We start from the raw sequence: 25,287 nt of genomic DNA on the forward strand, positions 1-25,287 counted from the left end.
ACGATTGTGGCGTACTGCGCTTCTGAGGGCGGCAAAGTCATTACCCTCAGAAGCTTCGAGTACGCCCTACTCTTGAAACCAAGATTTAAGCCAGTTTAAATCGGCTGATTGATTGCTTCAGGCCCGTGGCTAATTGCACCAGTTTGCCTGATGAATTGGCGACTTCTTCTACTGCGGCGCGGTTTTCCTCGGCCATTTGTGCAATGCGCTCTACGTTCTGTGCCAGATCGGTGCTGACCGAGCGCTGCTGGGCTAAAGCGGAGGCGATATCATTAATTGAGGTTTGCACCTTGAACGAGCCCGCTTTGATTTGCTCCATCACCTGATTGGTGCGCTCGGATGCGGTAGAAACCTGGCTCACGCTTTCCTGGCTGGATTGCATGCCGCTCACTGCGGCACGTGTGCCTTGCTGGATGGTTTGGATCATGCCGGTGATTTCTTGTGCCGAGCTTGTTGTGCGCTCTGCCAGTTTGCGTACTTCATCGGCCACCACGGCAAAGCCACGGCCTTGTTCCCCTGCGCGGGCCGCTTCAATGGCGGCGTTTAAGGCGAGTAAATTCGTTTGATCGGCTACATCTTTGATCACGGTGGCGATATTGCCGATATGGGTGGAGCTTTGTTCCAGATCTGCAATATGTGCGCCTGTGCTGTTCACATTTTCTAAAACATTATCGATCAGCGTATTCGCTTTCCTGACTTCTTCGCTGCCAGAGTTAGCCAGATTACCTGCGTCATTGGCCTGCTGGTTGGCTTCGCTGGCGCTGGAAGAAACACTGTCAATGCTGACGGTGAGCTCTTCCACGCCCGCAGCAGATGAAGCCGCAGATTCGGATTGAGTTTGTGAGCTGACAGCGACTTGCTGCGAGGCGCTGGCTAATAAGTCCGACATGCTGACCAGCTCATCACTATTGCTGATAATGCCTCTGATTGTGGCTTTTAAATCGGCTTGCATCTTAAATAAATCTTTTTGCATATTGGCCAGCTCGTCCGAGCCTTCTACTTCAATATGGCCGCTTAAATCTCCTTGGCTGATTTGTTCTAATGAGCGGCGTACATGGGAAACCGGCGTGGTAATGCTTTTGGTTAAGATCAGGCCCAGTGCCGTGCCCAGCACAACGGCAATGAGTGTAATAATGATCGATTCGGTTTTAACCATAGACAGCTCTTCGCCACTTTTGGCAAGTGCCTCATCGGCTAATTTTTTGTTTAAATCAACTAAGGCGCTGAGGTCATCATCTAAGGCCTGAAATGCAGCTGCCACACTGGTCGACATAAGTTCTGAGGCCAGTTTGGAGTCGTTGGCTGTGCCTGCGGCCATAGCGGGTTTGGCTGCTTCAAGATATTTTGGCCAAAGATCATCTATTTTTTTGAGGAGTTCTTCTTCTGATGGGCTTAATTGAGAGGCGCGGTATTTGTCCAGCAAGCTCTTCATTTTTGCCTCATGGCTATTCATGCTTTCTTTAATTTTGGCCATTTTGGCGTCATCGGGCTCTAGCCCGTAGGCGTAGAGTGCTCGGTGATGGTAAATGGCGGCCATATTGGTATTAGCCACATCAATTACGGGGAGTAGCTGGTTGGTGTGCATTTCATATGTAAGTTGCTGCATGGAGGCTGCGCCCTGATAGCCTAAAATACCCAGAACCAGTGTTAAAAATGCGCAAAGTAAAAAGCCGACGATGAGTCTTGTGGAAATCGCAACATTACTTAAAAAACTCATGATCAGACCTCTTTATCTGTAAGTGAAAATATACCTATTCATAGCTACATTAGTGCTTTCATTCAAGCGTAATGTCATAAAGCTCTGGCTTTGTTTACATCGTTTTGACGATTGTAATTACTCATGATTTTTACGCTTTGTTTTTTGTGGCTTATCGGCGGTAGGCCATTGGCAATATTAAAGAGTATTGCCTGGCAAATAATGTGCTGAGCCAAGGGGCTGGCCCAGTTAATACGTAAAATGTGTTGGGTATGATTCAAAAAGCAAGGCCCATGATTGCTTTGGGGGCTTGTAGATTGAAGACTTCGCCCCAATGTGCAATCCGTTGATGAATTCGTGGGGCGCGGCCTCCTGTGCAGGGTTAAAAAGATGGCTAAAAAAGATTTATACGACACGCTGGGCGTGAACCGCGATGCGGGTGATGACGAAATTAAAAAAGCGTATCGCAAACTGGCGATGAAATATCATCCGGACCGTAATCCGGATAGTAAAGACGCGGAAGAAAAATTTAAGGAAGGCAAAGAAGCTTACGAGGTCTTATCCGACGCACAAAAACGTGCTGCCTACGATCAATACGGCCATGCTGGCCTTGATCAGCAATCAGGTATGGGCGGTGGTGGTGGCGCAGGCTTTGGTGACGCCTTCTCTGATATCTTTGGCGATATCTTTGGCGCGGCAGGTGGTGGTGGTCGTGGTGGGCGTTCTAACGTCTACCGTGGTGCTGATCTGCGTTACAACTTAGAGATCAGTCTAGAAGAAGCGGCACGCGGTGTAGAGCGCCAGATTAAGATTCCATCGCACGAAGAGTGCGGTAGCTGCCACGGCAGCGGCGCCAAAGCAGGCACGCAAGCTAAAACTTGCCACACCTGCGGCGGTCACGGCCAGGTCCGCGTTTCGCAAGGCTTCTTTAGCCTGCAACAGACTTGCCCAACTTGCCACGGCAGCGGCAAATATATTCCTGATCCATGTCGTCCGTGTTCGGGCACTGGCCGGGTGAGCACGCATAAAACGCTGGCAGTGAAGATTCCTTCTGGTGTGGATGAAGGTGATCGTATCCGCTTAAGCGGCGAAGGCGAAGCCGGCGTTAATGGCGGTCCATCGGGTGATCTGTATGTTGTGATCCATGTGAAAGCGCATTCGGTATTCCAACGTGATGGCAATGATTTGCATTGCGAAATGCCGATCAGCTTTACTATCGCGGCCTTGGGCGGCGAGATTGAAATTCCGACGCTGGATGGCAAAGCTCGGATTACGATTCCGCCAGAAACGCAAAGCGGCCAGCAATTCCGCTTGCGTAGCAAGGGGATTAAAGGCGTTCGCAGCGCGATTACTGGCGATTTGATGTGCCACGTGATTCTGGAAACGCCAGTGAAACTGACTGCGCGTCAGAAAGAGCTGTTGAAAGAATTTGAAGAAATTAGCCAGGGCGATTCAGATAAGCACAATCCACGTGCTAAATCGTTTATGGATAAAGTAAAAGATTTCTTTGCTTCATGAGCCTGAGCGAGTCTTCCTTTAGCAAAGAGGAAGTTCTTGCTTCGTAGGTGCAAAAAAATAGCGATGGCTCAGCCATCGCTATTTTTTTATCTGATGAATAGCTATCCACAAAAAACATAAACGGTAGGAGGAAACAAGCGATTATTTCTCTTGGTTTTCTCCGTGTAACTCTGTGTTTTCTGTAGTTCAAGGTTTGGGGTTTTTTCGTCTGTCTAAGCAGTTACGATTATTTAATCAAGCGAATCGCAAATGGCAGGCGGTAAGTTTCACCCTTGCTGGCACTGACCGCCGCAATAATGCAAAAAACCAGATTGGCAATACTCAATGCAAAAGCGGCCACAAAGCCAATCAGAATAAGCATCAAAATGCCTGCTATTGCATAGCCCACCATCAGGGTGATGGCCCAGTTGAGTGCTTCTTTAGCGTGATCTTGCACAAAGGGGTCTTCTTTCTTGATGAGATAAACGACCAGTGCGGGGACAAAGCTAAAGAAAATACTGCCAATCCACATCAGAATAGCGATGGTATTGGAATCTGAATGATTGGTGTTATTGCTGGTTTTGACAGGAAACTGGTTTTCATCCATCTTGGTTCTCGGCAGGAAGGTCGAATCTTGATTATGCCTGTGCAAATATCAAATTGGGCTTCTGCTTGATGGCAAAGAGACTAATTAACCATCGTTATGATTAAGTCTTTAGCGCTTAGCTAATAATGGCCCAAAATTGACCAATAATACCCCTGCGGCAATCAGCAGCGCGCCCAAAATCCGCAAGCCGCCAATCTCACGTACCGGCAAGCCCAAAATACCAAAGCGATCGAATAAGAGCGAGGCGACAATCTGGCCACTGATAATCAGCGACACCATCGCCGCTATACCGATTTTAGGCGCAAGCAAGGTGGTGCCAAATACAAACAGCGCACCCATTAGCCCACCGGTCAGCATCCACCAAGAAGCATTGCCCAGATTAGCCAACCCCGCCCATTTTTGCCCACTGAGTAAGGCACACAGCGCTAAAGTTAGCGTGCCGATAGAAAAAGACAATAACGCCGCCAGCAGCGTGCTACCACCAATAACAGCTTTGAGCTGGTTATTAACGGCAGATTGCAGTGGCACGATCAGGCCAATGATGAGGGCGAGTAAAAAGTAAGGAAGTTGCATGGGTTTTGTGGGGGAAAAGTAAGGCAGGCGAGACTAGCATGTTTTTTTGTGAGGCAGTGGAGAGTAGGGCGTACTCGAAGCGAAGCGCAGTGCGCCATCCCGCCATCTCCGCTACACCCCCTCATCAACAATCTTGGCGTACTGCGCTTTTTAGGGGGAATAAACACTCCTCCTGAAAAGCTTCGAGTACGCCCTACGCTTCAAGTACGCGATGCTTTACTAGGCCTTGTGATAAACCTCGGCACCTTTCTTAATAAATTCAATCGACATCGTTTGCATACCGACCTGATTGGCATCCGCTTCTGCAATCCCCTGTTTGGCCGCAAACTCACGCACATCTTGGGTAATTTTCATCGAGCAGAAATGCGGGCCACACATCGAGCAAAAGTGCGCCACTTTGCCACTGTCTTTTGGCATGGTTTCGTCGTGGTAAGAGCGGGCGCGATCCGGATCGAGGCCCAGATTAAACTGGTCTTCCCAGCGGAATTCAAAGCGTGCTTTGGATAGCGCGTTGTCACGAATCTGTGCGCCGGGGTGACCCTTGGCAAGATCCGCAGCGTGTGCTGCCAGCTTATAAGTAATGATGCCTTCTTTTACATCGTCTTTATTGGGCAGGCCTAAATGCTCTTTTGGCGTGACATAGCAAAGCATGGCGGTGCCGTACCAACCAATTTGCGCTGCACCAATGGCCGAGGTGATATGGTCGTAGCCGGGGGCGATATCGGTAGTCAGCGGCCCGAGTGTGTAGAACGGCGCTTCATGACACCATTCCAGTTCCTTATCCATATTTTCTTTAATCAATTGCATAGGTACATGGCCAGGGCCTTCGATCATCACTTGCACATCGTGCTGCCAGGCGATTTGCGTTAGCTCGCCGAGTGTTTTTAGCTCGCCCAGTTGTGCTTCATCATTGGCATCCCAGATCGAGCCAGGGCGCAGGCCATCGCCCAAGCTGAAGGCCACATCGTAGGCTTTCATGATTTCGCAGATGTCGGCAAAGTGGGTGTAAAGGAAGTTTTCTTTATGATGCGCCAAACACCATTTGGCCATAATCGAGCCACCACGGCTCACAATGCCGGTCATGCGGCCAGCGGTCATCGGCACATAGCGGAGCAATACGCCAGCATGGATGGTGAAGTAATCAACGCCTTGCTCGGCTTGCTCGATCAGCGTGTCTTTGAAGATCTCCCAAGTTAGATCTTCAGCCTTGCCGTTTACTTTTTCGAGCGCTTGGTAGATAGGGACGGTGCCGATGGGTACAGGACTGTTGCGTAAAATCCACTCGCGGGTTTCATGGATATTCTTGCCGGTGGACAAATCCATGATGGTGTCCGCACCCCAGCGAATGCCCCAAGTCATTTTTTCTACTTCTTCACTAATGCTGGAGCTGACGGCGGAGTTACCGATATTGCCGTTAATCTTAACCAGAAAATTACGGCCAATAATCATTGGCTCGGATTCTGGGTGGTTAATATTATTGGGAATAATGGCGCGGCCACAGGCGATTTCGCTGCGCACAAATTCCGGGGTGATCTCATCCGGCATCACTGCGCCGTAGTTTTCGCCCTTATGTTGGCGATTCATCATCGCCAGCATTTTTTCACCGGTAGGGCTGCTGTCCCGCAGGCTTTGTAAATAAGCCGCACGATTCATGTTCTCACGAATCGCTACGTATTCCATTTCTGGGGTGATGATGCCTTTACGGGCGTAGTGCATCTGGCTGACGTTGGCACCCAGCTTGGCTTTGCGTGGCTGACGTTTTAGCTCAAAGCGTAATTCATCCAGCTTGGCATCCGCCTCGCGCATACGGCCATAATCGCTCGTGAGCTGGCTCAGCAGTTCGGTGTCATTGCGCTCGCTAATCCATGTGCTACGAATGGCTTGCAGGCCTTTGCGTACATCAATTTTTGCATCTGGATCGGAATAAGGGCCGGAGCAGTCGTAAACAAAGATAGGCGGGTTTTTTTCTGTTGCGCCGCTGATACTCATTTGGAGCGGGGTATCGGCCTGACTGATTTCTCGCATCGGCACACGGATGTCGCTACGTGAGCCTTGAACGTAAATCTTGCGCGAATTGGGGAGTGGCTGGATGGCTGCGTCGTCAACGACGGCAGTGGATGCTAAAAATTGGGCTTTTGCGTTCATGCTCTACTCCACAAAGGCGCGGGTGAGCTAAACGAAGTATCTAGCTCGCTTCCCTACGCCGGTATTAACCGAATCAGGTTCAGAGGGTAATTCTCATCTGCGCCCAAATCTGGCGCAGAACCCCTAGCGATAAAGCAGAGAAGGTATATAAAAAACCAGCAAACAGCAAATTTAAGATGAAGGCCGGCTGATTTATATCAAGGTTAATTGGGCGTGGAGAGTGGGGAGTAGAGCGTGTGAAAGCCGCCGTTTTACTTGTTAATCTTTGGCCTTATCGCTCGCGATCTCAGGCTCTATAGCCACACCGGGCTTGGTCTGTGGGATAATTGCGAAAATTTTCAAACGCTGGGTTTGATCCCAGCTCGCTTTGAGGTGATATAAATGGATTGGGAAAACGCACGTTACTTATTGGTTGAGCAACAAATCCGCCCTTGGGATGTGCTGGATCAAAAGGTGCTCAACCGTGTATTGGCGGTAAAGCGCGAAGAATTTGTACCCGCAGATAAAAAAGAGCTGGCTTTTGTGGATATCGAGCTGCCGCTGGCAAATGGCGCACAAATGCTGGCCCCAAAGATGGAAGCCAAGCTGCTGCAGGATATTGATCCGCAGGTGAGCGATAAAGTACTGGTGGCTGGCGCGGGTACAGGTTACCTGATGGCCTTGGCTGCAGGCTTGGTGGCGCATGTTTATGGTGTGGAAATTGATGCAGCTTTGGTTGATACCGCACGCGCCAATTTGGCAACTGCAGGGATTAAAAACGCCACAGTATCGCAAGGCGATGCGCTTGCTGCTGCTCAGGTGCAAGGCCCGTTTAATGCCATTATCGTGACCGGCTCTTTAGCCGAGGTTCCTGCCAGCTTGAAAGATCAACTGGCTGTGGGCGGACGTTTGATTGCCGTTGTGGGCGAGTTGCCGATTATGTCTGCAACGCTATTCACCTGTGTGGCCAAGGGCAGCTTTAGGGCCACTAAGTTGTTTGAATACAATTTGCCACGCTTGAAAAACGCAAAAGAAAAAGCGGCTTTTGCATTTTAAAAAATGCCAAAAACGCTGTAAACACATCGCCCATCATTCTTTTGTGATACAGGATTGATGGTGCTTTTTGATCTGTGAATCGATGTGTTTATAGCTTTTATTATTTTGTAATGCAGTTATCAGGGCTTTTGAATGCAACAAATTAATCCTCTCGAATTATCCCAATGGCTTAGCGATGCAGAGCGTGCCGACCCTGTGCTATTAGATGTGCGCGAAGTGGGTGAGTATGAGATTTGCCATATTGCAAATAGCCAGCTTATTCCTATGAATACCATTGCTAGCTGCTTTACTGAATTGGATGAAGATGCAACGATTGTAGTGATTTGTCACCACGGCATGCGTAGCTATCAAGTGGCTTCTTTTTTAGAGCGTCAGGGCTTTGCCAATGTCATTAATTTAAATGGCGGGATTGCGCGTTGGGCCGAGGAAGTCGATTTGGCGATGGCTAGGTATTGATGTAATTACTTGTTATTGCGTGTGGCTTCATTAAATTGTCATTATATTGTGACTGCTTTAAGTGGCATGGTTTTAATTTTCCATCACTTCCATATGACAGTCTGAGTTGTTATAGTCTCCCCGCTTGTTTGTCCGCACCCCTTGCCTTTCATAAGATATTACTCACCATGAAATTATCCAGAAGCTCCGCTGTTATTTCACTTTCGCTGCTTTTAGCTGGCCCTGCGTGGTCTGCGACCTGTTTATCTGGTGCTGGTGATTGCCAAACGATGCCGGATGATCCATCTGCATTGACGATGAATCAAGGGCCTTTGCCGCTGCAGAGTAATACGCTGGGCTATCCCCAGCAGGGTATGCAAAATCAGCAGGGGCAGCAGCAGTCTAATCAGCAGCAACAGAAGAGTTTGGCTCAGCAGCTGCAAACGCCAATGGCACCCATTTCTTGTGATGATGTGAGTGGCAAGTCTGTTCTGGATCGCAATAACCGATATAAAACGCCTGCTGCGCCGCTGAATGATTTCCAGAAATATCTCTGCAGTAGCGCAAATTTACCTTTGCCCGTGTTTGGTCAGCAAATATTTCAGATGCAGCAAGCGGCTTATTCACCTTTTGAAGCTGCGCCGGTTTCTGCTGATTACTTGATTGGTGTGGGGGATAATTTCTCGGTTCGCCTTTGGGGCCAGCTGGATGCCGATTTACAGCTCAAAGTAGATCGCTCTGGTGCGGTATTTATCCCTCGGGTGGGGAATGTCAGCGTAGTGGGTATTCCTTTTGGTGCGCTCAAGCAGCATTTAAGCCGCGAAGTAGGCAAGGTTTATCGCAACTTTGATCTGGCCGTTACGATGGGCCAGCTTAAAAGCGTACAAGTTTTTGTGGTGGGTTTTGCACAAAACCCGGGCAGCTATAGCCTTGGATCGCTTTCTACCGTGGTGAATGCCCTGTTTGCTGCGGGTGGCCCATCGGCGAATGGCTCCTTGCGTAAAATTCAGGTGAAGCGCGCTGGCAAAGTGGTCAATGAATTCGATTTATACGATTTGCTGCTTAAAGGCGATAAAAGCCACGACCTGATGCTGCAAGGCGGTGATGTGGTGTATGTGCCACCAGTGGGCGGGCAAGCGGCGATTTCTGGCAGTGTAAAAGCACCGGCTATTTATGAAGTGAAGCCGGGTGAAAATTTGCAAGATCTGATTGCCTGGGCGGGCGGCACAGGCAATTTTGCGCAAGATGGTAAGGTATCGATCGAGCGGGTAGTCGCGCAAAAATCGCGAAAAGTAGAATCGGTCGAGCTAGCCAAGGCCGCTAGTTTTGTCGTGCGTGGTGGCGATGTGGTGCAACTTTATGGTCTAAGCCAGAAAATTGACGATATGGTGTCTTTGCGCGGCAATGTGGCGCAGTCGGTGCGTATGCCTTGGTTTGAGGGCATGAAGGTAAGCGATTTAATTAGCAGTAAAGATATGCTGATCGCGCCGCGTTTTTGGGAAAATAAATACCAAGACAAAACGGCGAGCAGCAAAGATATTCAGGAAGAAGAAGACCAGCAAGAGCTGCTGAAACAGCAGCAAAGTATGCTTAACCCTCCAAGTGCTTTAAACCCGCCGCCGTTAAAACGCAAAGTCGATCGCACGCTTTTGGGCGCTTTGCGTGGCAATCAGCAGGAAATTAACTGGAATTACGCCGCCATCGAGCGTACCAATGAGCTAGATAGCACGACAACGCTCGTGCCATTTAATTTGGGCGCTGTGGTCTTAAAACGTGACGCATCGCAAGATAAGCTCTTGGCTAAGGGCGATGTGATTCATGTCTTCTCTAAGACCGATATCCGTGTTTCTACCCAGCAAAAAAACCGCTTTGTGCATATCGAAGGCGAGGTGGGCACGCCGGGTATTTATCAGGTGAGCGAAGGCGAAACGCTGGCAACCTTGATCGATCGTATCGGTGGTTTAACTTCCAGCGCCTATCTTTACGGTGCTGAATTCTCGCGTGATGAAGTACGCAAAAAGCAGCAGGATGAGCTGGAACGCCTGGCTGATTATGTTGAGCGTAATGCGCAAACATCTGCAGGGCAGTTGGCACAAAACTCTTTAAATGAAGGTGGCGTAAAGGCTGCGACGATTCAGGCCGATCAACAAAAATTGCTTGCCCAGAAAATTCGTACCACTAAAGCAGATGGTCGCGTGGTGCTGGGTTTAAGCCCGGAAAGCAGCAAAGTAGCAGATATTCCTGAAGTAGCGCTGGAAGACGGCGATCGGGTGTTTATCCCTTCGAGATCGAGTACTGTGGCGGTGATGGGCTCGGTATTTAGCCGTAATAACGCGTTTATTTATAGCAAGAATCGTAGCGTTGGCGATTATCTGGCGCTAGCAGGTGGCCCGACCGAAAGTGCTGATGCAGATAGTGTATTTGTGGTGCGTGCTGATGGTTCGGTAGTAAGCGCTCAGCAATTTGGATTGTTGACTCGCTCATTTAAAGGTACTCCTTCCCTACCGGGTGATGTGATCGTGGTGCCAGAAAAGTTTGACCGCACTGGTTTTGTGAAAAACGCGCTGGATTGGACACAAATTCTAGCTAACTTTGGTACCGGCTTGGCGGGTATTAAAGTATTGGGTAATTAATTAAAAAAGCTCATAAGGCAGATTGCTTTATGAGCTTTTAACTTTGATTAAATAAACACGACCTTAACAATTAGAAGCCCATGGAAAACAAAGCAATTACCCAGGAAAATGATCAGGATGATGAAATCAGCCTGATTGATTTATTAATTGTATTGGCAAAGCATAAAAAATTGATTTTTGGTTTGCCTATTGTGTTTGGAATTTTGGCTTTAGTGTATGGCTTAGTTGCAACGCCCATTTTTGAAGCTAAAACAACGATCTTGCCACCGCAGCAACAGCAATCTTCTGCATCGGCAATGTTGGCTCAATTGGGGGGGCTGGCGGGTGGTGCAGGGGCCGCTCTGGGCGTGAAAAGCCCGAACGATATTTATATCGCCATGATGCAAAGCCGCCGTTTGGAAGAAAAGCTAATCGAGCGTTTTAAACTGCAAACAATATATGGGACTAAAACGGCGGGTGAAACCTTGCTTGCCCTTGAGGGCAACAGCAAGATTGCTGCGGGCAAAGATGGCTTAATTTCAGTTACGGTAGAAGACAAAGACCCTAAGCTGGCTGCTGCCATTGCTAATGCGTATGTTGAAGAGTTGCGTAATTTAAGCAAGGTGCTGGCCGTGACCGAGGCCGCACAGCGTCGTCAGTTTTTTGAAGGTCAGATCGTAACGGCGAAAAAAGAGCTGGCTGACGCCGAGGTTGCCTTAAGGCAGTTGCAGGAAAAAACCGGCGTGATGCAGCTTAATGAGCAAGGTAAGGTGGCGATTGAAGCATTAGCGACTTTACGCGCCAAAGTCTCTGCCAAGCAAGTGCAACTGAATGCTATGCGGAACTTTGCCACTGAAAGCAACCCAGAATTACAAAGAGCCAAGGCAGAGCTGGATAGCCTGCAAACCCAGCTGGCAGATATGAGCAAGGGTGGCGAAGAAAATGAAGATGCATTAGTCGCCAAGAGCAAAGCGCCAGGAATTGGCTTGGATTACATTCGCAAAATGCGCGATGTAAAATACCAGGAGACGCTGTTTGAGCTGATGTCTAAGCAGTATGAAATCGCTAAATTAGACGAAGCTAAAGATGGTGCAAACATTCAAGTATTGGATAGCGCTATTGCCCCGGAAAGAAAAGCCAAGCCTAAGCGTGCCATTTTGATTTTATTGGCCCTCTTTGCTGGTTTCTTTCTGGCCATTTTGGCGAGCTTTATCTTAGAAGCATTTAATAAAATGGGCACAAATCCAGACCAAAAACAGCGTTTGGATTTATTAAAGAATACATGGAAGGGCGTAGCATGATTTTAGTCACGGGTGGTGCTGGTTTTATTGGCGGTAATTTTGTATTGGATTGGCTGGCACAATCAGACGAACCCGTTATTAATGTTGATAAGCTCACTTACGCCGGTAATCTAGATACTTTGGTTTCATTAAAAGACGATGCACGGCATATCTTTGTGCGCGCAGATATTGGTGATAAAACAGTCATCAGCGAATTGCTGGCCAAATATCAGCCACGCGCCGTGCTTAATTTTGCGGCTGAATCGCATGTGGACCGATCAATTAGCGGGCCTAGTGAATTTATCCAGACCAATGTAGTGGGCACATTTAATTTACTGGAAGCAGTGCGCGGCTATTGGACAGATTTAGCAACGGATAATAAAGCGGCATTTCGTTTTTTGCATGTATCGACCGATGAAGTTTATGGCTCTTTAGCAGGCGACGATCCTGCGTTTACAGAAACAAAGACTTACGAGCCAAATAGCCCGTATTCCGCATCTAAAGCCGCATCCGATCATTTGGTTCGAGCATGGCACCATACCTATGGCCTACCAGTATTGACCACTAACTGCTCAAATAATTACGGTCCCTATCATTTTCCAGAGAAACTCATTCCGCTGGTGATTTTGAATGCGCTCGCTGGCAAAGCCTTGCCTATTTACGGCGATGGCCAGCAGATCCGCGACTGGCTGTATGTAAAAGACCATTGCAGCGCCATCCGCCGCGTGCTGGAAGCTGGCGTGGTGGGTGAAACATACAATGTAGGTGGTTGGAATGAAAAGCCGAATCTGGATGTAGTGCATACCATTTGCCAAATTCTTGACGAGCGCCAGCCATGCAGTGACGGCAAGGCTTACGCTGAGCAAATTACTTACGTAACAGACCGCCCCGGCCACGATAAACGCTATGCTATTGATGCGAGTAAGCTTGAGCGAGAATTGGGCTGGAAGCCCGCAGAAACCTTTGAAACCGGTATTGCTAAAACGGTTGATTGGTATCTGATACATCAGGATTGGGTGCAGAATGTGACATCTGGCGCTTATCAAAACTGGATTGAGCAGCAATATTCTTAAGATGGGGTATCCAGTATTGGATACCGACTAAAGTATTCGTGGATGACGGTTTAATCAGCGCTTTCAATACTCTAAGTATTTGCCAGTAATAGCAGCCCAAAATATGATGCAAACAAACTCTTCAGCTATGCCTCTACGTATTCTCGTCACCGGCAAAAACGGCCAGCTAGGCTTTGAGCTGCAGCGCAGCCTAGCCGTGCTTGGCTCTGTGATTGCGGTTGATCGGGAAAACTGTGATTTAAGTGATCCGGATGCGATACGAGCATTGGTCGCTAGGATACAACCGCATGTGATTGTGAATCCTGCAGCGCACACTGCGGTGGATAAGGCCGAGAGTGAGCCAGAGCTAGCGCATGCAATTAACACCATTGCTCCGCAAGTCTTTGCAGAGGAAGCGGCCAAGATTGGCGCACTGCTGGTGCATTACTCCACCGATTATGTATTTGATGGCACAAAAGACGGTTGGTATAGCGAGACCGACACGCCCAACCCGCAGTCTGTGTATGGCAAGACCAAGTTAGCCGGTGAGCTGGCGATTGCGGCAGCGAACCCACGACATTTGATTTTTAGAACCAGTTGGGTATTCGGCGCACACGGTGGCAACTTTTTAAAAACCATTTTGCGCTTGGCGGGTGAGCGGGACGAGCTAAAAATCATCGCAGACCAACATGGCGCACCAACCGCGGCAAGCTTATTGGCCGATATGACGGCCCATGCGATACGCCAAGTTTTGCAGATTGAATCAGTGACTGATTCTCAGCTTACAGATTTATACGGCACATATCACTTGGTAGCCGCTGGCAGCACAACATGGCATGGCTATGCAGAGAGCGTGGTTGAGCTAGCAAAAGCGGCTGGCGTTCCGATTAAAGCAGCACAAATTCTAGCTATTCCGGCAAGCAGCTACCCCTTGCCTGCACCAAGGCCAGCAAATTCACAGCTAAGCACGCAAAAGTTGCAAGCCGCATTCGGCCTTTGTCTGCCTGACTGGCATGATGGTGTAGCACAAGTGATGACTCTGTTAAGTAAAAAATAATGCTGCTTTAGTGCTCACAAAGCGCAGTGGAGCAGGTCGCTAAAGTGTGAAATAACTGATTGTTTGGACGATGCAAGCCGCCAAATAAAGACAAGCGAGATCAAGATGACAACTTTTAATGCTTCAGCATCAAGCCGAAAAGGCATTATCCTTGCCGGTGGCAGTGGCACCCGCCTTTATCCAGCCACCTTGGCGGTGAGCAAGCAACTGCTGCCTATTTACGATAAGCCGATGATCTATTACCCGCTCTGTACTCTGTTGCTGGCGGGCATTAAAGAGATCCTGATTATCTCCACCCCGCAGGACACCCCGCGTTTTGAGCAACTGCTTGGCGATGGCAGCCAGTGGGGTATTCAGCTGCAATATGCCGTACAAGCCTCACCAGACGGCCTTGCTCAAGCCTTTATTATTGGCGAAGAATTTATTGGCAAAGATAATTGCGCCCTCGTGTTGGGTGACAACATCTATTACGGCCACGATTTTGCTGGATTACTGCAAGATGCATCGGCTAAAACCAGCGGGGCCAGCGTATTTGCTTACCGTGTTACTGATCCAGAGCGCTACGGCGTAGTGGAGTTTGATGAGCAGGGTAAAGCGGTCAGCCTAGAAGAAAAACCACTCAAACCGAAATCAAACTACGCCGTAACGGGCCTTTATTTCTACGACAACCGTGTCATAGAAATTGCCAAGACCATTAAACCGTCCCCTCGTGGAGAACTAGAAATTACCGACGTAAACGCCGCCTACTTAGCCATGGGCGAGCTAGATGTACAAACCATGGGCCGAGGCTATGCTTGGCTGGATACCGGCACCCACGAATCCTTGCTAGAAGCCAGCCAGTTCATCCAAACCATCGAATCGCGCCAAGGTTTAAAAGTATGCTGCCCAGAAGAAATCGCCTACCGCTCTGGTTGGATTGATGCCGCACAGATACAGAAACTAGCCCAGCCCTTAAAGAAAAACGCTTATGGGCAGTACTTATTGAACATGCTAAAAGACAAAATATTCTGATGATTTATTATGGCAAGCGTGTTTTACTGGCCAACCACTTGTGTTTAGCGCTTTTTTTGATAAAGAAAATCATTCTTAAATAGGAATAAAAGCCCCTCTTCGGCTTGAAAAGTTCAATATGAAAATCACAGATACTGCAATTGCCGATGTGAAAATAATTGAACCGCTAGTCTTCGGAGACGAGCGCGGTTTCTTTTATGAAAGCTTTAACCACGCCAAATTTGAAGCTGCAATTGGCCGTAAAGTTGAATTTGTGCAGGACAACCATTCCCGCTCTGTAAAAGGGGTATTGCGTGGCCTGCATTACCAAATTCAGCATCCACAGGGCAAGCTGGTCCGCTGTACTGTGGGTGAGGTTTACGATGTCGCCGTAGATATCCGCAAATTATCCCCCACTTTTGGGCAATGGGTAGGGGTTACGCTCAGTGCAGAGAACAAACGCCAGTTGTGGATACCAGAAGGCTTTGCCCATGGTTTTGTAGTGGCATCGGATGTGGCAGAATTTTTATATAAAACAACAGATTACTGGTTTCCGGAGTTTGAGCGATCAATGTTATGGAATGATCCGGAACTAAATATTGATTGGCCTTGTACGGATCAAGTGCAATTATCTGCCAAAGATAAATTAGCTAAGGTATTGGCTGAAGCAGAATATTTTAATAATCATAGTGTGGTGATGGAATGAAAGCAGTTATTTTAGCGGGTGGTTTGGGTACTCGAATTAGCGAAGAAACATCAACACGGCCTAAGCCCATGGTTGAAATTGGTGGTAAGCCAATTCTGTGGCATATCATGAAAATTTATTCCCATTATGGGATTAATGATTTCGTGATTTGCTGTGGCTACAAAGGCTATGTAATTAAAGAGTATTTTGCTAATTATTTTTTACATACATCTGATGTTACTTTTGATATGAGCAACAATACCATGGAAGTGCATCATCGCTATGCCGAGCCATGGAAAGTTACTTTAGTGGATACTGGTGAAAGTACATTAACGGGTGGCCGTTTGGCACGTGTTAAAGATTATGTAAAAGACGAGGAAGCTTTTTGCTTTACCTATGGCGATGGTGTGAGTAATGTTGATATTGCCCAGTTGATTGCTTTTCATAAAGAAAAAGGCGTTGATGCCACATTAACAGCGACTTATCCACCTGGTCGATTTGGGGCTTTGGATATTAAATCCAATAAAGTTTTGAGTTTTAAAGAAAAGCCGAAAGGCGATGGCGGCATGATTAATGGCGGTTTCTTTGTATTATCGCCTAAAGTCATTGATTTAATTAGCGGTGATCAATGTACTTGGGAGCGCGAGCCATTGGAAATGCTGGCAGAACAAGGCCAATTGGCGGCATACCCGCATGAAGGCTTCTGGCAACCTATGGATACCCTAAGAGATAAGGTTTACTTAGAAGAATTATGGGAATCTGGTAAAGCTCCCTGGAAGGTTTGGTAAAGGCAGCATGATGAATAAAGTATTTTGGCAGGGAAAAAAGGTTTTCTTAACAGGCCATACAGGTTTCAAAGGCAGCTGGCTCTCTTTATGGTTGCAGCATATGGGAGCGATTGTGACTGGCTTTGCGCTAGCCCCTTCAACCTCGCCTAGCCTATTTGAAGAGGCTAATGTTGCAGCAGGAATGAAATCAATTATCGGGGATATTCGCGATTTCTCTGCGGTGCACGCTGCTCTGAATGAATCAGGGGCCGAGATTGTGATTCATATGGCCGCCCAGCCATTGGTGAGATATTCCTACGCTAATCCAATTGAAACCTATGCCACCAATGTGATGGGGACGGTTCATCTACTGGAAGCGATTCGCCTATCTGAAGGTATTAAAGCTGTGGTGAATGTGACCAGCGATAAATGCTATGAAAATCAGGAATGGCCTTGGGGCTATCGTGAAAATGAGCCTATGGGCGGGCACGATCCTTATAGCAATAGCAAAGGTTGCTCTGAATTAGTAACACGCGCCTATCGTGACTCTTACTTTGGAAGTCATCAACAGGTGGCACTGGCATCCGGCAGAGCAGGCAATGTGATTGGTGGAGGCGATTGGGCAGGGGATCGCTTAATTCCTGATATGATTCGCGCTATTGAAAATAACACTGAAGTTGTGATTCGCAGCCCTCATTCAATTCGCCCTTGGCAGCATGTATTAGAGCCACTCAGTGGTTATTTAACTTTGGCCGAACATCTATATACCCAAGGCCAAGCTGTTGTAGGGGGCTGGAATTTTGGCCCTCATGATCATGATGCTAAGCCAGTAGGCTGGATTATTGAGCAGCTAACTGGCATCTGGGGTGATGGGGCGGCTTATCGTATTGACACCTCAGCAGCAACCTTGCATGAAGCGCATTATTTAAAACTGGACTGCTCCAAGGCGCATATGCAGTTGAATTGGCAGCCTAGATGGTCTTTAAGCCAAGCATTAGTAAAAATATGTGACTGGCACAAAGCACAATTGCAAGGTGCAGATATGCATCAGATTACTTTGCAGCAAATTAAAGAATACGAAAACAGCGAAGGAAACACAGATTAAACCGTCATTTTCGAGCGTTTTTTCGGGGCCGTTGTAAATGTAGAATTTTTTACCTGTGCAGAAATGACGACAGAAAGTAAATCAGAGTTTTTAAATTTCATAAAAATTAACACAATTAAGTATTAGGAATAAATCGTGGAAAAATCTCAAGAAATTCGTTTGCAAATTGCCAAGTTGGTTGAAGAATTTGCTGCTATTACATTAGCTCCGCGTGAATTTACCGCAGGTACTTCGGTTGTTCCGCCATCGGGCAAAGTATTGGATGCTGCCGAGCTTAAAAATATGGTTGAAGCATCCTTAGATGGCTGGCTTACAACTGGTCGTTTTAATGACGCTTTTGAAAAGCGCCTTAGCGAGTATCTGGGTGTTAAATATGTATTAACCACCAACTCTGGTTCATCCGCTAATTTGCTGGCTTTTTCCGCGCTGACTTCACATAAATTAGGCGCCCGTGCTATTTTACCAGGCGATGAAGTGATTGGTGTGGCAGCGGGTTTCCCAACTACAGTGAATCCAATCTTACAATTTGGCGCCGTACCCGTATTTGTAGACGTGGATATCCCAACTTACAATATCGACCCCGCTAAAATTGAAGCCGCAATTAGCCCAAAGACAAAAGCTATCATGCTGGCCCATACCTTGGGTAATCCATACAATCTAGAAGTGATTCGTGAGATTTGTACCCGTCATAAATTGTGGTTAATTGAAGATTGTTGTGATGCACTAGGCTCTACCTACAATGGTCAATTGGTGGGTACATTTGGTGATATCAGCACACTTAGCTTTTACCCTGCACACCATATCACCATGGGTGAAGGCGGTGCGGTATTTACCAATAATTATGAATTAAAACAAATTATTGAATCATTCCGCGATTGGGGCCGTGATTGCTACTGCGGGCCCGGTAAAGACAATACCTGTAATAAACGCTTTTGCCAGAAACTGGGCAATTTGCCAGAAGGCTACGATCATAAATACACCTATTCACATCTGGGCTACAACTTAAAAATCAGCGATATGCAAGCCGCGTGTGCCCTCGCACAAATGGATAAATTAGAAGGCTTTATTGCTGCACGCCAGGCTAATTTTGAATACCTGAAAGAAAAATTAGCAACATGTGCAGAGTTTCTTATTCTGCCAGAAGCCACAGCAAACAGCTCACCATCATGGTTCGGTTTCCCTATCACCATCCGTGAGGATGCTGGCATTAGTCGTGTGGATCTGCTGAATTATTTAGACCAAAACAAAATTGGTACGCGTCTACTATTTGCCGGCAACTTAACCCGCCAGCCATACATGATTGGTCGTAATTTCCGTATTAGCGGCGAATTAACCAATACCGATCGTGTCATGCACAATACTTTCTGGATCGGTGTTTACCCCGGCCTAACTACAGAAATGCTTGATTTTGTAGTTGAGAAAATTGAGACATTTGTTGGTGTGAATTTCTAAATATGCAGCCATCAGTTCCAATTGATGATCTGGATTTTATCTTGGAGCACACGGCCGACGTGTGGTCCAAGTTTTCTGGTGCTCGTCTATTTATTACTGGCGGTACTGGTTTTATAGGCATATGGCTATTAGAAAGTATTGCATGGGCTAATAAAAGGCTGAATGCGAATATATCTATAACTATATTATCCAGAAATCCAGACGCTTTTTTAAAAAAGAACCCTCGATGGAGTAATAGTCAGGGGATTCAATTTATAAAAGGTGATGTTCTTGATTTTGAGTTTCCGCTAGGCTCATATGATATTGCAATTCATGCGGCAACAGATGTTGCAGGTGTAGAGCAGGATTATCTGAATGTATTTGATAGTAATGTGGCAGGCACTCGGCGTGTTTTAGATTTTTGCGTAAAATCGGGCGTTAAAAGTTTTTTACTGACGTCGAGTGGGGCAGTCTATGGTGTTCAACCTCCTGAGATAAGTCATCTGGATGAGAAATATAAAGGTGCTCCAGAATTAAATGACTTGCGCTCAGGTTATGGCGAAGGGAAGCGTGCTGCAGAATGGCTTACAAATTTGTATGCTATTAAGTATGGAATTAACGTAGGTATTGCTCGGATTTTTGCGTTAATTGGCCCTGGAATGCCCTTAGAAGGACCTTTTGCAGCCGGTAATTTTATACGTGATGTGCTAAATGAAAAAAATATAGCGATTCAAAGTGATGGAACCGCATTACGTTCATATTTGTATGCTGCAGATATGACAATTTGGCTTTTGAAGTTACTGGAAAATGAATCATCAGTGAAGGTGTTTAATATTGGCTCTGAGCAAGCTATATCAATACTCGATTTGGCGACTGCCGTAGATAAAAAGCATAAAGAAAAAAGAATGATAACTTTAGGCCAACAGCCGGATCATTCTGTTTTACCCCAGAGATATATACCCGCAACTCAAAAAGCGCAAAGAGAGCTTTTAGTTGTTGAGTATACAGATCTTGAATCTTCAATCAAAAAAACACTTCACTGGTATAAAGGTCTTGTTCATGGATAGTTTTAATGTAAAAAATATAAGAAAAACTATTTTAGATATGGCCTTTAGTGGCTCAACTGTTCATGTGGGTTGCGCTTTTTCTATTGTTGAAATTTTAGCTGTTCTATATAGAAGCCATTTAAATTTTCCTGAAAATGATGTTGAGTCACCAATTAGAGATTATATGGTACTTAGCAAGGGGCATGGTGTGATGGCCCAATATGCCTGTTTGCATGAAAAAGGCTATTTAGCTAACGAAGATATTCAGCAGTATTTTAAGAATGGCTCCCGCTTGAAAGGGCTAGCAGATGCTCATATCCCTGGTATAGAAGCAACAACAGGCTCTTTAGGGCATGGTCTTTCTGTTGCTGTTGGCCTTGCTTTAGCTGCTAAGTTAAATAAAACAGAGCAAATGTGCTATGTGATTGTAGGCGATGGTGAAATTAATGAAGGCCCAATTTGGGAAGCCGCATTATTTGCCTCACAATTTAAATTAGATAATCTGATCGTCATTGTCGATAAAAATGGTTTTCAAGCCATGGGTACAACTGATGAGGTAATGAGTCTTGGCAGTATTGAGAAAAAATTTGCGGCTTTTGAATTTGATGCAGTAACCCTTAATGGGCACTCAGAGCCTGAGTTAGATATAGCTATTAATGCTTTTAAAACAAATAAAAATGGCAGGCCCAAAGTTATTGTGGCAAATACAGTAAAAGGTAAAGGGGTTTCATTTATGGAAAACGATAATATCTGGCATTACACCCGTTTAAATAAAGAAACCTATGCCGCCGCTGTGGCTGAATTGCAGGGAGATAAATAATGAGAGCAGCTTTTTCGGATGCTTTGGTAGCTGCTGCTAAGGCCAACCCTAAAATTTTATTGCTGACTGGAGATCATGGTTACGCCTTGTTTGATGCATTTCGTAAAGAATGCCCACAGCAATATATAAATTGTGGAATTGCCGAACAAAATATGGTCGGCGTTGCCGCAGGTCTGGCAAAAGCGGGCTTTATACCCTTTGTCTATGGGTTATCAGCATTTGTACCTATTCGGGTATTAGAGCAAATAAAAATTGATGTTTGCTATGAATCATTAAAAGTAATTTTTATTGGTGATGGTGCGGGTGTTGTTTATAGCCACCTAGGATCAAGCCATCAATCTACAGAAGATATTGCTGCACTTCGGGCCATCCCAAATCTTAATATATTATCACCGGCGGACCCATATGAATTAAGTTATACAATGTCCCTTGCGCTGAATTCTGAGCATGCTACTTATTTACGAATGGGAAAGGCTGATTTAGGCGAAGTACACAGTGAGCCAGTTCAGGGTGATATCGGTGCACTGATGCCTGTGCAGGTTAATCCACAAGCAAAGACATTAATTCTTGCCACCGGGTCGATGGTTAGTGTGGGTAGTCAGATTGCCAAAAACAATCCCAATATTGATCTTTATTCTGTACCGTCAATTAAGCCGATAAATGCCAGTGCAGTTTTGGATATATGTGCAGGCAGAAATAAAATATATATTTTAGAAGAACACTCGATCTACGGTGGGCTTGGTTCATGTATTGCAGAAATTATTGCAGGTAAATTACTGTGTGATTTTAAAATCATTGGAATTAAGGATCGCTTTTCAGAGCGATGTGGTGACTATGCATATTTAATGGAGGAGCATGGACTAAATGCCATGAAATTAGAGGGGGTATTCCTCTAGAGTAAAAAATATTTTTCTAATTTTTTTGTCAATTTTATTTATAAATAATTTGTCTGGTTTAATTGGTCAGCATTAATGCGCATAATCGTTGGTAATATAGTTAATAAAATTGGTATAGATAAAGCTGTAGCTTATGTACTTTTTGCCAGAGGATGGAGCGTACTTGCTGGATTAATTACTCTTTATTTTATTTCTCATGATTTAACTAAGGTCGAACAAGGATTTTATTACACGTTTTCCAGTGTTTTAGCTATGCAGGTGTTTTTTGAGTTGGGGTTCAGTAGTGTTATTTCCCAGTTTGCAAGTCATGAGATGTCTAAGCTTACATGGCGTGATGGTTTGATTACTGGGAATGAGCAGGCTAAATCCCGCTTATTCTCGCTCTTTAAATTAGCAATAAAATGGTATGGAGTTATCGCTCTCTTAATGCTGCTGATTGTTGCACCAGCTGGATATTTGTTTTTTAATTGCTCCTATCCTGCGTCATCGGTGAGCTGGACTTGGCCATGGGTTGTTTTAGTTCTTTGTACTAGCGGGAATTTATTTATTAGCCCAGTAATTGCACTTTTAGAAGGCACAGGTCTGGTTGCCGCGGTTGCAAAAATGCGACTGTTTCAATCTGTTTTTTCCAGTTCTGCTGCTTGGCTGGCTTTATATCTTGGGTCCGGTTTATTTGCAGCCGCGATTATTGCTTTGGTTACTCTGTGTAGTAACTCTGGCTGGTTATTTCTCAATAAAAGAAGTTTTTTATATAGTGTTTTTATCAGTAAGAAAAGTGAAAATGTAATAAGCTGGAAAAATGAAATTTTTCCCATGCAATGGCGCATTGCAATTAGCTGGCTCAGTGGGTTTTTTATTTTTCAGCTGTTTACTCCATTGGTGTTTAAATATCACAGCCCAGAGGCTGCCGGGCAGGTGGGGATGAGCTTTTCAATTGCTAATGTGCTTAGTTCTTTGGCCATGGCATGGATTACCACCAAAACGCCATTTTTTGGTCAGTTAATTGCAAGTGAAAAATTTGATCAGTTGGATCATTTATTTAAAAAAGTGTTTTGGCAGTCTTGGGGGGTTTTATTCCTATTGGTCGTTACATTTATGTTTGCGTTATTGCTTATTAACTATCTAAATATTCCTTTTTCAGGTCGATTGTTAAAACCTCTGGAGTTTTCTCAGATTTTACTAGCAGTATTAGCAAATCATATTGTTTTTGCTCAAGCAACATATGTAAGAGCTCATAAGTGTGAACCATACTTACAGCACGCAGTTATTCTTGCTATTTTTATAGGTGTTTCATGTTACTTAGCGGGTCGTTACTCTAGTGTTTTAAATTTATTGCTAGCTTATTCGTGTGTTTGTATTTTAATTGGCGTTGGATATTCAAATTATATATTTGTAACTTTCAAATCCAAACGTACTCCCAAAGCTTCTAAGGACATAATTGCATGAGTGAACCATTGCTATCCATATGTATACCTACATATAATCGAGATAAATATTTAAAAGAGTGTCTAGATAGCATTGTTATCCAAGAATGTAAAGATATAGAAGTTGTTATTAGCGATAATGCATCGACTGATAATACTGAGGTGTTGATTTTAGAGTATTCAAAAAAGTTAAATATTAGGTATCAGCGTTTTGATTCGAACCAAGGGTTTGACATTAATTGTACTAAAGTAGTTAGTATGGCAACTGGTCGATATTGTATGATCTTGGGAAGTGATGACTGTTTGCTGCCAGATGCAATTGTCAATATAAAGGGTCTATTGGATAGTGCTAAGCCAGATATTCTACATTATGGTTATCATCAGTATAATTTAACCATGGAGACTTTACTTGCTGTCGTTACATTACCTGGTCAGTTTGCTAAAATTGAAAATTTAGATGATGTTGCTGAGTATATAAAAACGCTTCCAAATCTAAGTTTGTCATTCGCATTTATTTCTAGCTTTATTTTTTTGCGCACACGTTGGCCTAGTTTCGATCAGTATCAAAAATGGTTGGGTTCTCAATATGTGCACTTGTTTTGCATGCATTCAATGATAAATCAAGGTTGTACAATAAAAGCGAGCGAAAATGCATTTGTTGCGGCAAGAGGTGGCAATATTAATGATGCAACAGATAAGCCTGGTAAAATTCTGAACCTTGATTTGATAACATTTAGAAGAATAGTAACGGAAGTTTATAGCGGTAATATGAATGTTCAAAAGTCTTTTTCTTTTGTTTTTAAGCGGTCATATACTGGAAAAGTATTGTTGTATACTTTTTGTTTTGGTGGTGATGAAATAATAAATGCTAGGCATCAAGAGCTTGGTTATTTTATGTATGGTATTTATATATTTTCATTTAAAATTATAGAATTACTGAAAGTAAAAAAAGTCTTAAAAAAATTTATTGAATATAAAGCTAATTTAAAAGTGAAAATACAATGAAGAAAATTCTTGTCGTATTTGGTACAAGGCCAGAGGCCATCAAAATGGCGCCATTGGTTCGAGAGCTTAAACAGCGTAGTGAGTTTGAAACTCGAGTATGTGTAACGGCCCAGCATCGGCAAATGTTGGATCAGGTGCTGGAGTTGTTTAGTATTGTCCCAGAGTACGATTTGAATTTAATGCAACCTGGACAAGATTTGTCTGATATTACTTCAAGAATTTTATTGGCATTAAAACCTGTCTTTGAAGATTTCAAGCCAGATTTGGTGCTTGTTCATGGTGATACAACTACTTCAATGGCCTGTAGTTTGTCTGCATTTTATCATCGTATTCGTGTTGGCCATATTGAAGCTGGTTTGCGTACAGGTGATATATATTCACCTTGGCCAGAAGAATTAAATAGAAAAATTACCAGCCTAATGGCATGGATGCATTTTGCCCCAACAGAAATTGCTAAAAATAATCTTCTAAATGAAGGGATTAAAGAGGAAAGTATTTGTATTACAGGAAATACAGTTATTGATGCTTTATTGGCTACAAGTAAGCAAATCGATTTAGATTCGACATTGTCTGCAAAGCTACATCAGAAATTTTCTTTTATTGATAAAAGTAAAAAACTAATCTTAGTTACAGGTCACAGAAGAGAAAATTTTGGGCAAGGTTTTGAAAATATTTGTGCAGCTTTGAGTGTTTTAGCAATCAGAGATGATGTTCAAGTTGTTTATCCTGTTCATTTAAATCCCAATGTTCAGGTCCCTGTAAATAAGTATTTAAGTAATAGCGAGAATATTTACTTGATTGATCCACAAGATTATTTACCTTTTGTGTATTTGATGAAGCAAAGTTTTTTGATCCTTACTGATAGCGGGGGGATTCAAGAAGAAGCTCCATCACTTGGTAAACCAGTCCTAGTGATGCGTGATACAACAGAACGTCCTGAGGCGGTATTGGCAGGTACTGTTATGCTAACCGGCGCAAATACTTCTCGAATAATTGATGGTGTTGAAAACCTGTTAAAGGAAGGAAAAGATTATCAACAAATGACAGCTGCACATAATCCCTATGGCACAGGAAATGCGTGTAAAACTATTGTTGATTCATTAAGTAGCTCACTTGCAGAGAAATAATT

At 44.9% G+C, this 25,287-nt stretch carries 22 protein-coding genes and 1 riboswitch; of the genes, 18 read left to right on the forward strand and 4 right to left on the reverse strand.

All coding sequences use genetic code 11. The annotated features are described in order from the left end of the window. Positions 1-85: 85 nt before the first annotated feature. Complete coding sequence (locus VN23_RS20160) at positions 86-1,717, reverse strand: methyl-accepting chemotaxis protein (RefSeq protein ID WP_052746424.1); 1,632 nt, start codon at positions 1,715-1,717, stop codon at positions 86-88. Positions 1,718-2,086: 369 nt separating this feature from the next. Here VN23_RS20160 and dnaJ point away from each other — a divergent pair, with 369 nt between their 5' ends. Further along, complete coding sequence (gene dnaJ, locus VN23_RS20170; protein WP_046350473.1) at positions 2,087-3,214, forward strand: molecular chaperone DnaJ; 1,128 nt, start codon at positions 2,087-2,089, stop codon at positions 3,212-3,214. A gap of 226 nt (positions 3,215-3,440) precedes the next feature. Here the strand turns inward: dnaJ and VN23_RS20175 are convergent, their stop codons facing one another. The 3 genes from VN23_RS20175 to thiC all read right to left on the reverse strand — a co-directional run bounded on the left by VN23_RS20175 (position 3,441) and on the right by thiC (position 6,518). After that, on the reverse strand, positions 3,441-3,800 hold the full coding sequence (locus VN23_RS20175) for a DUF4870 domain-containing protein (RefSeq protein ID WP_046350472.1): 360 nt from the start codon (positions 3,798-3,800) through the stop codon (positions 3,441-3,443). A 108-nt stretch (positions 3,801-3,908) separates the two neighbouring features. Continuing rightward, positions 3,909-4,373: a DMT family transporter gene (locus tag VN23_RS20180; RefSeq protein ID WP_046350471.1), complete on the reverse strand. Its 465-nt coding sequence runs from the start codon at positions 4,371-4,373 to the stop codon at positions 3,909-3,911. A gap of 219 nt (positions 4,374-4,592) precedes the next feature. Further along, the gene (thiC, locus tag VN23_RS20185) at positions 4,593-6,518 is read right to left on the reverse strand and encodes a phosphomethylpyrimidine synthase ThiC (RefSeq protein WP_046350470.1); all 1,926 of its coding nucleotides are present in this window, start codon (positions 6,516-6,518) and stop codon (positions 4,593-4,595) included. Between the two features lie 33 nt (positions 6,519-6,551). Continuing rightward, positions 6,552-6,653, reverse strand: a riboswitch (TPP riboswitch). Between the two features lie 246 nt (positions 6,654-6,899). Here thiC and VN23_RS20190 point away from each other — a divergent pair. The 17 genes from VN23_RS20190 to wecB all read left to right on the forward strand — a co-directional run bounded on the left by VN23_RS20190 (position 6,900) and on the right by wecB (position 25,285). Continuing rightward, on the forward strand, positions 6,900-7,553 hold the full coding sequence (locus VN23_RS20190; RefSeq protein WP_046350469.1) for a protein-L-isoaspartate O-methyltransferase family protein: 654 nt from the start codon (positions 6,900-6,902) through the stop codon (positions 7,551-7,553). A 132-nt stretch (positions 7,554-7,685) separates the two neighbouring features. Then, positions 7,686-8,009 (forward strand): rhodanese-like domain-containing protein, encoded by a 324-nt coding sequence (locus VN23_RS20195; RefSeq protein ID WP_046350468.1) that lies wholly within the window; start codon positions 7,686-7,688, stop codon positions 8,007-8,009. 167 nt (positions 8,010-8,176) lie between these two features. Then, the gene (locus VN23_RS20200; RefSeq protein ID WP_052746423.1) at positions 8,177-10,621 is read left to right on the forward strand and encodes an SLBB domain-containing protein; all 2,445 of its coding nucleotides are present in this window, start codon (positions 8,177-8,179) and stop codon (positions 10,619-10,621) included. Between the two features lie 80 nt (positions 10,622-10,701). After that, positions 10,702-11,901 carry a GumC family protein gene (locus VN23_RS20205; RefSeq protein ID WP_046350467.1) on the forward strand — a complete coding sequence of 400 codons (1,200 nt, stop codon included), beginning with the start codon at positions 10,702-10,704 and terminating at the stop codon, positions 11,899-11,901. Then, positions 11,898-12,953 (forward strand): dTDP-glucose 4,6-dehydratase, encoded by a 1,056-nt coding sequence (rfbB, locus tag VN23_RS20210; protein ID WP_046350466.1) that lies wholly within the window; start codon positions 11,898-11,900, stop codon positions 12,951-12,953. Before VN23_RS20205 ends, rfbB begins: the two co-directional genes overlap by 4 nt. Before the next feature lie 106 nt (positions 12,954-13,059). Next, on the forward strand, positions 13,060-13,989 hold the full coding sequence (gene rfbD, locus VN23_RS20215) for a dTDP-4-dehydrorhamnose reductase (RefSeq protein ID WP_046350611.1): 930 nt from the start codon (positions 13,060-13,062) through the stop codon (positions 13,987-13,989). A 105-nt stretch (positions 13,990-14,094) separates the two neighbouring features. Further along, positions 14,095-15,000: a glucose-1-phosphate thymidylyltransferase RfbA gene (gene rfbA, locus VN23_RS20220; protein WP_046350465.1), complete on the forward strand. Its 906-nt coding sequence runs from the start codon at positions 14,095-14,097 to the stop codon at positions 14,998-15,000. Positions 15,001-15,118: 118 nt separating this feature from the next. Further along, positions 15,119-15,685, forward strand: coding sequence for a dTDP-4-dehydrorhamnose 3,5-epimerase (gene rfbC / locus VN23_RS20225; RefSeq protein WP_046350464.1), 567 nt, complete (start codon positions 15,119-15,121; stop codon positions 15,683-15,685). Then, positions 15,682-16,452, forward strand: coding sequence for a glucose-1-phosphate cytidylyltransferase (rfbF, locus tag VN23_RS20230; protein ID WP_046350463.1), 771 nt, complete (start codon positions 15,682-15,684; stop codon positions 16,450-16,452). The genes rfbC and rfbF overlap by 4 nt, the downstream gene beginning before the upstream one ends. Positions 16,453-16,459: 7 nt before the next feature. Then, positions 16,460-17,536, forward strand: coding sequence for a CDP-glucose 4,6-dehydratase (gene rfbG / locus VN23_RS20235; RefSeq protein ID WP_046350462.1), 1,077 nt, complete (start codon positions 16,460-16,462; stop codon positions 17,534-17,536). 135 nt (positions 17,537-17,671) lie between these two features. Then, positions 17,672-18,988 (forward strand): lipopolysaccharide biosynthesis protein RfbH, encoded by a 1,317-nt coding sequence (rfbH, locus tag VN23_RS20240; protein ID WP_046350461.1) that lies wholly within the window; start codon positions 17,672-17,674, stop codon positions 18,986-18,988. Positions 18,989-18,990: 2 nt separating this feature from the next. Next, entirely contained in the window at positions 18,991-20,034 is a 1,044-nt protein-coding gene (locus VN23_RS20245) for an NAD-dependent epimerase/dehydratase family protein (RefSeq protein ID WP_046350460.1), read from the forward strand. After that, positions 20,027-20,833: a transketolase gene (locus VN23_RS20250; RefSeq protein WP_046350459.1), complete on the forward strand. Its 807-nt coding sequence runs from the start codon at positions 20,027-20,029 to the stop codon at positions 20,831-20,833. The genes VN23_RS20245 and VN23_RS20250 overlap by 8 nt, the downstream gene beginning before the upstream one ends. Further along, positions 20,833-21,729 (forward strand): transketolase family protein, encoded by an 897-nt coding sequence (locus VN23_RS20255; protein ID WP_046350458.1) that lies wholly within the window; start codon positions 20,833-20,835, stop codon positions 21,727-21,729. The genes VN23_RS20250 and VN23_RS20255 overlap by 1 nt, the downstream gene beginning before the upstream one ends. Before the next feature lie 75 nt (positions 21,730-21,804). Next, entirely contained in the window at positions 21,805-23,175 is a 1,371-nt protein-coding gene (locus tag VN23_RS20260; protein ID WP_046350457.1) for a hypothetical protein, read from the forward strand. Continuing rightward, positions 23,172-24,158 (forward strand): glycosyltransferase family 2 protein, encoded by a 987-nt coding sequence (locus tag VN23_RS20265; RefSeq protein ID WP_052746421.1) that lies wholly within the window; start codon positions 23,172-23,174, stop codon positions 24,156-24,158. The genes VN23_RS20260 and VN23_RS20265 overlap by 4 nt, the downstream gene beginning before the upstream one ends. Then, entirely contained in the window at positions 24,155-25,285 is a 1,131-nt protein-coding gene (gene wecB / locus VN23_RS20270; RefSeq protein WP_046350456.1) for a non-hydrolyzing UDP-N-acetylglucosamine 2-epimerase, read from the forward strand. Before VN23_RS20265 ends, wecB begins: the two co-directional genes overlap by 4 nt. Positions 25,286-25,287: the final 2 nt, after the last annotated feature.

The sequence above is a fragment of the Janthinobacterium sp. B9-8 genome, assembly GCF_000969645.2.
GTDB lineage: Bacteria > Pseudomonadota > Gammaproteobacteria > Burkholderiales > Chitinibacteraceae > Iodobacter.

Coding starts and splice junctions, on each gene's coding strand:
- VN23_RS20160 (WP_052746424.1), bottom strand. CDS start 1,717: ATGAGTTTTTTAAGTAATGTTGCGATTTCCACAAGACTCATCGTCGGC.
- dnaJ (WP_046350473.1), top strand. CDS start 2,087: ATGGCTAAAAAAGATTTATACGACACGCTGGGCGTGAACCGCGATGCG.
- VN23_RS20175 (WP_046350472.1), bottom strand. CDS start 3,800: ATGGATGAAAACCAGTTTCCTGTCAAAACCAGCAATAACACCAATCAT.
- VN23_RS20180 (WP_046350471.1), bottom strand. CDS start 4,373: ATGCAACTTCCTTACTTTTTACTCGCCCTCATCATTGGCCTGATCGTG.
- thiC (WP_046350470.1), bottom strand. CDS start 6,518: ATGAACGCAAAAGCCCAATTTTTAGCATCCACTGCCGTCGTTGACGAC.
- VN23_RS20190 (WP_046350469.1), top strand. CDS start 6,900: ATGGATTGGGAAAACGCACGTTACTTATTGGTTGAGCAACAAATCCGC.
- VN23_RS20195 (WP_046350468.1), top strand. CDS start 7,686: ATGCAACAAATTAATCCTCTCGAATTATCCCAATGGCTTAGCGATGCA.
- VN23_RS20200 (WP_052746423.1), top strand. CDS start 8,177: ATGAAATTATCCAGAAGCTCCGCTGTTATTTCACTTTCGCTGCTTTTA.
- VN23_RS20205 (WP_046350467.1), top strand. CDS start 10,702: ATGGAAAACAAAGCAATTACCCAGGAAAATGATCAGGATGATGAAATC.
- rfbB (WP_046350466.1), top strand. CDS start 11,898: ATGATTTTAGTCACGGGTGGTGCTGGTTTTATTGGCGGTAATTTTGTA.
- rfbD (WP_046350611.1), top strand. CDS start 13,060: ATGCAAACAAACTCTTCAGCTATGCCTCTACGTATTCTCGTCACCGGC.
- rfbA (WP_046350465.1), top strand. CDS start 14,095: ATGACAACTTTTAATGCTTCAGCATCAAGCCGAAAAGGCATTATCCTT.
- rfbC (WP_046350464.1), top strand. CDS start 15,119: ATGAAAATCACAGATACTGCAATTGCCGATGTGAAAATAATTGAACCG.
- rfbF (WP_046350463.1), top strand. CDS start 15,682: ATGAAAGCAGTTATTTTAGCGGGTGGTTTGGGTACTCGAATTAGCGAA.
- rfbG (WP_046350462.1), top strand. CDS start 16,460: ATGATGAATAAAGTATTTTGGCAGGGAAAAAAGGTTTTCTTAACAGGC.
- VN23_RS20245 (WP_046350460.1), top strand. CDS start 18,991: ATGCAGCCATCAGTTCCAATTGATGATCTGGATTTTATCTTGGAGCAC.
- VN23_RS20250 (WP_046350459.1), top strand. CDS start 20,027: ATGGATAGTTTTAATGTAAAAAATATAAGAAAAACTATTTTAGATATG.
- VN23_RS20255 (WP_046350458.1), top strand. CDS start 20,833: ATGAGAGCAGCTTTTTCGGATGCTTTGGTAGCTGCTGCTAAGGCCAAC.
- VN23_RS20260 (WP_046350457.1), top strand. CDS start 21,805: ATGCGCATAATCGTTGGTAATATAGTTAATAAAATTGGTATAGATAAA.
- VN23_RS20265 (WP_052746421.1), top strand. CDS start 23,172: ATGAGTGAACCATTGCTATCCATATGTATACCTACATATAATCGAGAT.
- wecB (WP_046350456.1), top strand. CDS start 24,155: ATGAAGAAAATTCTTGTCGTATTTGGTACAAGGCCAGAGGCCATCAAA.